This is a genomic window from Stenotrophomonas sp. HMWF023 (genome assembly GCF_003060985.1).
Taxonomy (GTDB): domain Bacteria; phylum Pseudomonadota; class Gammaproteobacteria; order Xanthomonadales; family Xanthomonadaceae; genus Stenotrophomonas; species Stenotrophomonas lactitubi.
In genome coordinates this window covers 1-8,404 of sequence record NZ_QAIJ01000165.1, presented here as the reverse complement: position 1 = coordinate 8,404, position 8,404 = coordinate 1, and the positions used below count along the sequence as shown (strand labels likewise).

General features: G+C 65.7%; 12 protein-coding genes. 7 read left to right on the top strand and 5 right to left on the bottom strand.

Annotated elements, in window-relative coordinates; translation table 11 throughout:
• The first annotated feature begins 15 nt into the window (after positions 1-15).
• Both DBR20_RS09120 and DBR20_RS09115 read left to right on the top strand, forming a co-directional pair.
• Positions 16-450, top strand: a complete 435-nt coding sequence (locus tag DBR20_RS09120) for a cytochrome c (protein WP_108265955.1) — start codon at positions 16-18, stop codon at positions 448-450.
• 130 nt (positions 451-580) lie between these two features.
• Entirely contained in the window at positions 581-1,078 is a 498-nt protein-coding gene (locus DBR20_RS09115) for a glycine zipper 2TM domain-containing protein (RefSeq protein WP_025876767.1), read from the top strand.
• Positions 1,079-1,166: 88 nt separating this feature from the next.
• On the opposite strand, the gene DBR20_RS09110 is transcribed toward DBR20_RS09115, so the two are convergent.
• Positions 1,167-1,376 (bottom strand): cold-shock protein, encoded by a 210-nt coding sequence (locus DBR20_RS09110; protein WP_025876765.1) that lies wholly within the window; start codon positions 1,374-1,376, stop codon positions 1,167-1,169.
• Between the two features lie 237 nt (positions 1,377-1,613).
• Between DBR20_RS09110 and DBR20_RS09105 the strand changes: the two genes are divergently transcribed.
• The 3 genes from DBR20_RS09105 (at position 1,614) to arsC (ending at position 3,717) form a co-directional block, all read left to right on the top strand.
• On the top strand, positions 1,614-2,099 hold the full coding sequence (locus tag DBR20_RS09105) for a DUF456 domain-containing protein (protein ID WP_099821145.1): 486 nt from the start codon (positions 1,614-1,616) through the stop codon (positions 2,097-2,099).
• A gap of 122 nt (positions 2,100-2,221) precedes the next feature.
• Positions 2,222-3,376 (top strand): phospholipase A, encoded by a 1,155-nt coding sequence (locus tag DBR20_RS09100; protein WP_089236159.1) that lies wholly within the window; start codon positions 2,222-2,224, stop codon positions 3,374-3,376.
• A complete protein-coding gene (gene arsC / locus DBR20_RS09095) occupies positions 3,376-3,717 on the top strand; it encodes an arsenate reductase (glutaredoxin) (RefSeq protein WP_108265954.1) in 342 nt (113 codons plus the stop codon). Before DBR20_RS09100 ends, arsC begins: the two co-directional genes overlap by 1 nt.
• 94 nt (positions 3,718-3,811) lie before the next feature.
• Here arsC and DBR20_RS09090 read toward each other — a convergent pair whose 3' ends face one another.
• The 4 genes from DBR20_RS09090 to DBR20_RS09075 all read right to left on the bottom strand — a co-directional run bounded on the left by DBR20_RS09090 (position 3,812) and on the right by DBR20_RS09075 (position 6,903).
• On the bottom strand, positions 3,812-4,447 hold the full coding sequence (locus DBR20_RS09090) for a glutathione S-transferase family protein (protein ID WP_108265953.1): 636 nt from the start codon (positions 4,445-4,447) through the stop codon (positions 3,812-3,814).
• A 53-nt stretch (positions 4,448-4,500) separates the two neighbouring features.
• The gene (locus DBR20_RS09085) at positions 4,501-4,845 is read right to left on the bottom strand and encodes a hypothetical protein (RefSeq protein ID WP_108265952.1); all 345 of its coding nucleotides are present in this window, start codon (positions 4,843-4,845) and stop codon (positions 4,501-4,503) included.
• Positions 4,846-4,859: 14 nt separating this feature from the next.
• Positions 4,860-5,288 (bottom strand): hypothetical protein, encoded by a 429-nt coding sequence (locus tag DBR20_RS09080; RefSeq protein WP_146186978.1) that lies wholly within the window; start codon positions 5,286-5,288, stop codon positions 4,860-4,862.
• Positions 5,289-5,385: 97 nt separating this feature from the next.
• Complete coding sequence (locus tag DBR20_RS09075; protein ID WP_108265950.1) at positions 5,386-6,903, bottom strand: fumarate hydratase; 1,518 nt, start codon at positions 6,901-6,903, stop codon at positions 5,386-5,388.
• Positions 6,904-7,051: 148 nt separating this feature from the next.
• On the opposite strand from DBR20_RS09075, the gene DBR20_RS09070 reads away from it, so the two are divergent.
• Together DBR20_RS09070 and DBR20_RS09065 are read left to right on the top strand one after the other, a co-directional pair.
• On the top strand, positions 7,052-7,951 hold the full coding sequence (locus tag DBR20_RS09070) for an RNA polymerase sigma-70 factor (RefSeq protein ID WP_108265949.1): 900 nt from the start codon (positions 7,052-7,054) through the stop codon (positions 7,949-7,951).
• A gap of 33 nt (positions 7,952-7,984) precedes the next feature.
• The coding region (locus DBR20_RS09065; RefSeq protein ID WP_108265956.1) for a carboxymuconolactone decarboxylase family protein at positions 7,985-8,404 on the top strand (420 nt) is incomplete at its 3' end.

Genomic DNA, 8,404 nt, shown 5'->3' with positions numbered 1-8,404 from the left:
CCCGGAGCGCCCGCCATGAGTGCCAGCCCACCCCGCCGCCCGTCCACCGCCTACCGCTATCTGTTCGTACTCGGCCTGGGCCTGCTGATCGGCCTGATTGCCACGGTGATGGTCGGCCGTGCCCTGCAGGCGCGCCGCGATCCGTTCCCGGACAGCCTGATGCAGGTGATGCAGCGGCAGGCCGATCTGCTGCAGCAGGCGCAGCAGCAGAACCGCTGCAGCCTGGCCGACAGCGTCCCGCGCCTGCAGGTGCTGCGCCTGCTGTCCAATGACCTGGACCTGGCCCTCCCCGGGTTGAAGGACAGCCGGCAGTTCCAGCAGCACGCCAGCCAGTACCGGGCCGACCTCAATGCGGCCTTGGCCAGCCCTGCCACCGACTGCACCGCGTTGGCGCAGCAGGTGCAGGCCCTGCAGGACGATTGCCGGGCCTGTCATCAGGACTTCCGCTGATTCATCTTCGAGTGGGCGAAGGCAGATGTGGTTGGCGCCTTGTTCACGTTGAAAAGAGGAGGATTCGCTCACCCTGCTGCATGACGCAGTACCACCCAACGCACCCGCCTTCACGGCCAGGAGACGCCCCATGAAGATCCAGCTCATCGCCGCCAGTGTCATCGCAACCGTCGGCCTGGCCGGCTGTGCCACCTCGCCGGGCTATGGCGGTGGTGGTTACAACAACAGCGGCTATAACAACGGCGGCTACGGCAACAACTCCGGTTACAACCAGGGCCGTTGCGCCGACTGCGGCATCGTCACCCGCATCAATGCCGTGCAGTCTGGCCGTACCGCGCCTTCCGCCACCGGCGCGATCCTCGGCGGTATCGTCGGCGCAGTTGCCGGCCATGAGATCTCCGACCACACCGGCGGCAGCCGCGGCAACAAGAACATCGCCGCCGCCGCCGGCGCGGTGGGTGGTGCACTGGCGGGCAACCAGATCCAGAAGAACGTCACCAGCGATACGTATGACATCAGCGTGCGCATGGATGACGGCCGCACCATCGTGGTCAACCAGCGCGACCTCGGCGGCATCCGCGAAAACACCTACGTCCGCGTGGTCAACGGCAAGGTCATCCTGCGCTGAACCGAAGCGGGCCCCGGCCGGACAGAACCGGAGCAACAAAAAAAGGCCCGCTTGCGCGGGCCTTTTTCATGCCGGCGAGCGGCAGGTATTACGCCGGCTGGACCTTGTCGGCCTGCAGACCCTTCTGGCCCTGCACGACTTCAAAGCTCACAGCCTGGCCTTCCTTGAGGCTCTTGAAGCCCTGGGTCTCGATGGCACGGAAGTGCACGAACACGTCCTCGCCATTCTGCCGGCTGATGAAGCCGAAGCCCTTGGCATCATTGAACCACTTCACGGTACCGTTCTCACGATCAGCCATCTCACTAACTCCCTTTGACTCTCTACTTGTTGTTGGATACGCCTGTTGGGCGGCTGACAAGCAAGGGGGAAGCGAGGTGCATCGATGCAGCGGATCGGAACGATCTTGCTTCATCAGGCCACGATCCACGGTGACCTTGCCAAGCTCAGCGACTGCAACTTAACCCGACCAAAACGAAAAAGCAACTGGCAAAAACCTTTCACTGTCAACCCCAAAAACACAACCATACTGGACAGCATGGACCTCTCATTCATCTTGTATCTGCTAGCGGTCATTTTTGTGCTGATCGGCATCGCAGGCATCGTCCTGCCGGCCCTGCCGGGCATCCCGCTGGTCTTCGTCGGATTGGTACTTGCTGCGTGGGCAGACGGCTTCGTCCATGTCGGCTGGCCGACCCTGCTGATCCTCGGCGTACTGACCGCGCTGTCGCTGCTGGTCGACGTGCTGGCGACCGTAGTCGGCGCCAAGCGCGTGGGCGCCAGCCGCAAAGCGCTCTGGGGCACGTTCATCGGCAGCATCGTCGGCCTGTTCTTCATGCCGATCGGCTTGTTCGCCGGCCCTCTGCTCGGCGCCCTGCTGGGCGAGTACTGGCATACCCGTGAACTCGGCCGCTCGACCAAGGTCGGGCTGGCCACATGGCTCGGCATACTGCTGGGCCTGGCGCTGAAGCTGGCGCTGGTGATCGCGATGCTGGGCCTGTTCGCCTTCGCCTGGTTCCTGTGAGGCAGGCGGCCTTCACGCAGCGCGCACGCACACGCCGGGCATAAACCCGTGGGGCTGGCCGTTACCGCATGCAGCCGCCACACTGTCCCTCTTTCCGCATTCATTCCGAAGGGCCTGCTGCAATGACCCTCTCTCCGTTGTTTCCCCGCCTTGCACCGCTGGCGTTGGCCCTGGCCAGCGCGCCACTGGCAGCGCAGGAATTCGCGCCCAGCGCCGAGGCCTCGCCGGCCGCCTGCGCAGCCATCACGACCGATGCGGCACGCCTGGCCTGCTACGACCGCCAGTTCGGGCGCACACCGCAGGCCACCGCCGAAGCTGATGCCGCCGCCGAAGCCGCAGCACAGGCACGCCGCGAGCAGCGCGACACCACGCGGGTAAGCCAGGGTGAAGAAAAACTGCGCGAACGTGTCAGTGATCTGTTCCGTTCCGAAGCGCCGGACAGCGCACTTGCCAACGCCGGCCGTGGTTCGCTGCTGGACAGCCGCTGGGAACTGGCCGAGGACTCCAAGCTGGGCCCGTTCCAGCTGCGTGCGTACAAGCCCGTGTACCTGCTGCCGGCCTTCTGGACCAGCGACCGCAACACCATGCCGCACTCGCCGAACCCGGCCAACAGCGTGACCACCCCGCAGGTGCTGGACAGTGCCGAGCTGAAATTCCAGATCAGCTTCAAGACCAAGATCGCCGAGAACCTGTTCGGCGACAATGGCGACATCTGGGCCGGCTACACCCAGAGTTCGCGCTGGCAGGCCTACAACGGCGAGGACTCGCGCCCGTTCCGCGAGACCAACTACGAGCCGGAAGTGATGATGGTGTTCCGCAACGGCTACTCGATCGGTGGCTGGCGTGGGCGGATGACCGGCATCAGCCTCAACCATCAGTCCAACGGCCGTGCCGATCCGCTGTCGCGCAGCTGGAACCGGGTGATACTCAACGTCGGCCTCGACCGCGAGAACTGGGCACTGGTGCTGCGTCCCTGGTACCGCATTCCCGAGACCCGCAGCGACGACAACAATCCGGACATCGAGGACTACATGGGCCGCGGCGACGCGACCCTGACCTGGAACCGCAAGGGTCACGAGGTCTCGTTGATGGCGCGCCACTCGTTGCGCACCGGTGACCGCTCGCACGGCGCCCTGCAGCTGGACTACGGCTTCCCGATCAGCAACCTGCTGCGCGGCCATGTGCAGATCTTCGACGGCTATGGCGAGAGCCTGATCGACTACAACCACAAGGCCACCTATGTCGGCGTGGGCGTGTCCCTGCTGGAGTGGTTCTGATGGATGTGACGATCTGGCACAACCCGGCGTGCAGCAACTCGCGCGGGGCGCTCAAGCTGATCCGCGACGCGGGTGTCGAGCCGGTGGTGATCGAGTATCTGGGTAGCCCGCCCGACGTGGCCACGCTGCGCCAGGTGCTGGTGGAGTCTGGCCTGGCAGCGACCGAACTGGTGCGCAGCAAGGAACCCGAGTTCGCCGCACTGGGCCTGCAGGGAAGCGACGACGACGCCCTGCTGGCCGCCATGGCCACCCACCCACGGCTGATCAACCGCCCGGTGGTACGCACCGCCAAGGGCACCCGCCTGTGCCGCCCCCCGGAAACGGTGCTGGAGATCCTGTAACCCGCCCCGCGTTGGTAGAGCCGAGCCATGCTCGGCTGCGGTTCGCGTGCTACCCGTGAATGCAGCCGAGCATGGCTCGGCTTTACAGAACGGGTTACCGCCAGTCGGTGATGCCTTCGCGGCGATAGACCTCGGCGAACGCCGGGCGCGCCTTCAGGCGATCGGCATACGCCTTCAACACCGGCCAGCGGTCGCTGGGCGTGGGCATGTTGCGTGACCAGCGCATCAACATCACCAGCATGAAATCGACCACGCTCGGCGCATCGCCGAGCAGGTAAGGACCGCCGCCCTGCAGGTGCGTGGCAACGTGCTGCCACGCCGCTTCCAGCTGCTGCCGCGCCATCGCACGCACGCCGTCGATGCACTCGCCCCCCGCCGCTTCATGCGCGTAGAACCAGGCGCGGTACGCCGGCTGCACGGTGTTGGCACACCAGAACATCCAACGATAGGCCTCGCCGCGTGCCGGCGTGCCGACGGCAGGCAACAACCCCGCCTGCGGATGACGGTCTGCCAGATACAGCGCGATCGCGGCCGCCTCGGTCAGCACCTGGCCGTCGATCAGCAGGGTCGGCACCTTGCCGGCCGGATTCAAGGCCAGGTAGTCGGCCGACTTGTGCTCGCGCGCGTCGAAATCGAGCAGCACCAGTTCGTGCTCGATGCCCAGCTCGATCAGCAGCCAATGCACCACCAGCGAGGCGGTGCTGGTGGAACCATACAAGGTGGTGCGCATATGACCGGTCCTGTGCGGGGAACGGCTGATTATGCGCGCTGTCGCCGGCTCGGTCAGCCGCAGCTGCCCATGCAGGTATCACGACGCTCGCCGCAGCCCATCATCGGCGCCCGCAGCGTGCAGTCGTGCGCTTTCAATTCGCAGGAACGTCGCAGTTCCGGATGCTCGATGTCCTTGCAGCGCTTGTCCGGCGTCGGTGCCACCTGCTGCTCGCAGCTGGATTGGCGACTGCCGATCCCCTGGTCCTCGGCCATGCAGCTGCGATAGCTGGCCTGGCACTGCATCTGGCACTGGGCACCGGCGCTGAAGCCGCCCCCACCACCATACGAAGAAGACGAAGTACTGCATCCAGCAAGCACCAGCAGGCCGACAAAGCAAAGGCTGCGCAACAGGTTCACAGGACACTCCTTGTTCAATAGACCGGAAGACTGCCGGAAGAACGGGTTTCGCTTACCGATCCGCCGCAATCGAGCACACACTGGGCCCGGGTCGCATCACAGGCGCGCGTATCGGCTGCAACGGCGCAGTATGCGCCGGCGCCACGTGCGCCCTCGCAACGATGCCGCATCTTTTCGTCAGCGATATCGCTGCACTTGTCGATGACACGTGCTTTGTCCGCCTGACAGCTCTGCTGCGCCGTTTCGGCCATCGAGCGCGCCTGACCCGCACATTGCAGATGCTGCTGTGCACACCCCGCCGCACACACGCGGCCGGCCTCGCTGGTGGGTTGCTCGACGTAATACTGCGGCGCGCAGCCCACCATCAAGGCAAGGGCGACTGCGGCGAAAACACTGCGTATTCCTTGACGCACAAACAGCTTCCCTTGCCTGGCAACGCGCATAGCCTAGCAAAGCCGCGCGGTTGCAATCGTTAAACGAAAAACGGCGCCACCAGGGCGCCGTTCTGCAATCGGACAGGCATGGACGACGCCGCGCCGATCACTCCACCACGACAGGAATCTTGCCGATGCGGGCCTGCCATTCACGCGGGCCGGTCTTGTGCACCGACTCGCCGGTGGAATCGACGGCCACGGTCACCGGCATGTCTTCCACGGTGAACTCGTAGATCGCTTCCATGCCCAGGTCGGCGAAGCCGACGACCTTGGCCGCCTTGATCGCCTTGGACACCAGGTAGGCCGAACCACCGACGGCCATCAGGTAGGCCGACTTGTGCTTCTTGATCGCTTCGATCGCGGCAGGGCCGCGCTCGGCCTTGCCGACCATGCCCAGCAGGCCGGTTTCGCTCAGCACCTGCTCGGTGAACTTGTCCATGCGGGTGGCGGTGGTCGGACCGGCCGGGCCCACCACTTCATCGCGCACCGGATCGACCGGACCGACGTAGTAGATGAAGCGACCCTTGAGATCGACCGGCAGTTCCTCGCCCTTGTTGAGCATGTCGACCATGCGCTTGTGCGCGGCGTCGCGGCCGGTCAGCAGCTTGCCGTTGAGCAGGAGGGTCTGGCCCGGCTTCCAGTTGGCCACGTCTTCCGGCGTGATCGTGTCCAGGTCCACGCGGGTGCCCTTGGAGGCGTCGTAGGTCAGCTTCGGCCAGTCTTCCAGCGACGGCGGGTCCAGCATCACCGGGCCACTGCCGTCCAGGGTGAAGTGCGCGTGGCGGGTGGCGGCGCAGTTCGGAATCATCGCCACCGGCAGGTTGGCTGCGTGGGTCGGGTAGTCGTTGATCTTGATGTCGAGCACCGTGGTCAAACCACCCAGGCCCTGCGCACCAATGCCCAGCGCGTTGACCTTCTCGTACAGCTCCAGGCGCAGCTCTTCGATGCGGTTGGACGCACCGCGGGCCTGCAGTTCGGTGATGTCGATCGGCTCCATCAGCGCTTCCTTGGCCAGCAGCATCGCCTTCTCGGCGGTGCCACCGATGCCGATGCCGAGCATGCCCGGCGGGCACCAGCCCGCGCCCATGGTCGGCACGGTCTTCAGCACCCAGTCGACGATCGAGTCGGACGGGTTGAGCATGGCGAACTTGGTCTTGGCTTCCGAACCACCGCCCTTGGCGGCGACGATCACTTCCACGGTATTGCCCGGCACCACCTTGACGTTGACCACGCCCGGGGTGTTGTCCTTGGTGTTGATGCGCTTGCCGGCCGGATCGGCCAGCACCGAGGCGCGCAGCTTGTTGTCCGGGTACAGGTAGGCGCGACGGATGCCCTCGTTGGCCATGTCCTCCACACCCATGGTGGCGTCATCCCAGCGCACGTCCATGCCGATTTCCAGGAACACAGTGACGATGCCGGTGTCCTGGCAGATCGGCCGGTGGCCTTCGGCGCACATCCGCGAGTTGATCAGGATCTGCGCGATCGCCTCCTTCGCTGCCGGCGACTCCTCGCGCTCGTAGGCGGCGGCAAGGTTCTTGATGTAGTCGACCGGGTGGTAGTACGAGATGTACTGCAGCGCGTCGGCGACGGACTGGATGAGGTCTTCCTGCTTGATCGATGTCACGGATTGCTCGCTTGCTGAAGGCTGGCGGGGGTAATCCGCCCATTTTACCCCCTCCCTCGACCGCGGGGTGGCAGTGTCGGCCGCTGGCCGGCAAGATCTGAGCCCTGCCCTCTGTCACGCCGCGCCCCGCTGGCGCGTCCTTGCCCACATGAACGCCGAAACCGCCTTCCAGACCCACCGCCCACGGCTGATGGCGCTGGCCTACCGCCTTCTTGGCAGCCGCACCGACGCCGAAGACGTGGTGCAGGATGCCTGGCTGCGCTGGTCAGGCACCGATACCGCGGCCATCGCCGACCCGGAGGCCTGGCTGGTGACCACCACCACCCGTCTGGGCCTGGACCGGCTGCGCGCGGCCAAGCGTGAGCGCGCACACTATGTCGGCCCGTGGCTGGCGGAACCGCTGGCGATCACCCTCGAACCTGATCCGGCGCCCGGCCCTGCGCAGCTGCACGCGCTGGCCGATGACGTCTCGGTGGCCTTCCTGACCCTGCTCGAACAGCTGGGCCCGGAGGAGCGCGCCGCGTTCCTGCTGAAGGAAGCCTTCGACCACGACTACCGCGAAATTGCCGACCTGATCGGCCACAGCGAAGCCAACTGCCGGCAGCTGGTGCACCGGGCCCGGCAGCGCCTGCAGGCGGGGCGGCCACGCTTCAACGCCGACGCCAGCCAGCACCGGCAACTGCTGGCGCGCTTCATGGACGCCTCCCAGCGCGGTGACAGCGAGGCCATCCAGGCGCTGCTGCATGCCAATGCGCTGCTGGTCTCCGATGGCGGTGGCGTGGTCACCGCGGCGGTACGTCCGCTGCTGGGCGCCGAGCGTATCGGCCGCCTGTACTGGGCGATCGCCCGTCGCGGCGCAGCGCATCCGGCACAGCTCGGCTACGTCAACGGCGAACCGGCGATACTGCGTTTCGAAGGCGATCACCTGCATTCGATCACCACCATCGAGGTGGTCGATGGCCGCATCGCCAATCTCTACAGCGTGCTGAATCCAGAAAAACTGCCTGCGGTTGTCACGCGCAGCGATGCTGCGGCGTCCTTGTATTGAAAGGCGGCCATGGTGGCCGCCGTGGAGCTGAAGATGTCCAACCACGCCTCTCCCCGCGTTCCTTACGCCCGCCTGGCCGCTGATGCCTTCAAGGGTCTGCTGGCCACCAGCAAGGCGGTGCATGACAGTTCGATCGATCCGACCCTGATGGAACTGGTGTTCCTGCGCGTCTCGCAGCTCAACGGCTGCGGCTACTGCATGGACATGCATGCCACCACGCTGCGCAAGGGCGGCATCGAGCCGCGCAAGCTGGATACGCTGCCGGCCTGGCACGAAAGCCGCTTCTTCGACGAACGCGAACGCGCGGCGCTGGGCTGGGCCGAAGCCCTGACCCGGTTGACCGACGGTGCGCCGTCGCAGGCGGCGTTCGATGCGTTGGCGCCGCACTTCGATGAGAAGGGCATCAGCGACCTGAGCATGGGTATTGCCGTGATCAATGCCTGGAATCGGTTG

What these genes read in the sequence shown, in the direction of transcription:
- DBR20_RS09115 (WP_025876767.1), top strand. Translation starts at nt 581, where the DNA reads ATGAAGATCCAGCTCATCGCCGCCAGTGTCATCGCAACCGTCGGCCTG.
- DBR20_RS09070 (WP_108265949.1), top strand. Translation starts at nt 7,052, where the DNA reads ATGAACGCCGAAACCGCCTTCCAGACCCACCGCCCACGGCTGATGGCG.
- DBR20_RS09105 (WP_099821145.1), top strand. Translation starts at nt 1,614, where the DNA reads ATGGACCTCTCATTCATCTTGTATCTGCTAGCGGTCATTTTTGTGCTG.
- DBR20_RS09100 (WP_089236159.1), top strand. Translation starts at nt 2,222, where the DNA reads ATGACCCTCTCTCCGTTGTTTCCCCGCCTTGCACCGCTGGCGTTGGCC.
- DBR20_RS09120 (WP_108265955.1), top strand. Translation starts at nt 16, where the DNA reads ATGAGTGCCAGCCCACCCCGCCGCCCGTCCACCGCCTACCGCTATCTG.
- arsC (WP_108265954.1), top strand. Translation starts at nt 3,376, where the DNA reads ATGGATGTGACGATCTGGCACAACCCGGCGTGCAGCAACTCGCGCGGG.
- DBR20_RS09080 (WP_146186978.1), bottom strand. Translation starts at nt 5,288, where the DNA reads ATGCGCGTTGCCAGGCAAGGGAAGCTGTTTGTGCGTCAAGGAATACGC.
- DBR20_RS09090 (WP_108265953.1), bottom strand. Translation starts at nt 4,447, where the DNA reads ATGCGCACCACCTTGTATGGTTCCACCAGCACCGCCTCGCTGGTGGTG.
- DBR20_RS09110 (WP_025876765.1), bottom strand. Translation starts at nt 1,376, where the DNA reads ATGGCTGATCGTGAGAACGGTACCGTGAAGTGGTTCAATGATGCCAAG.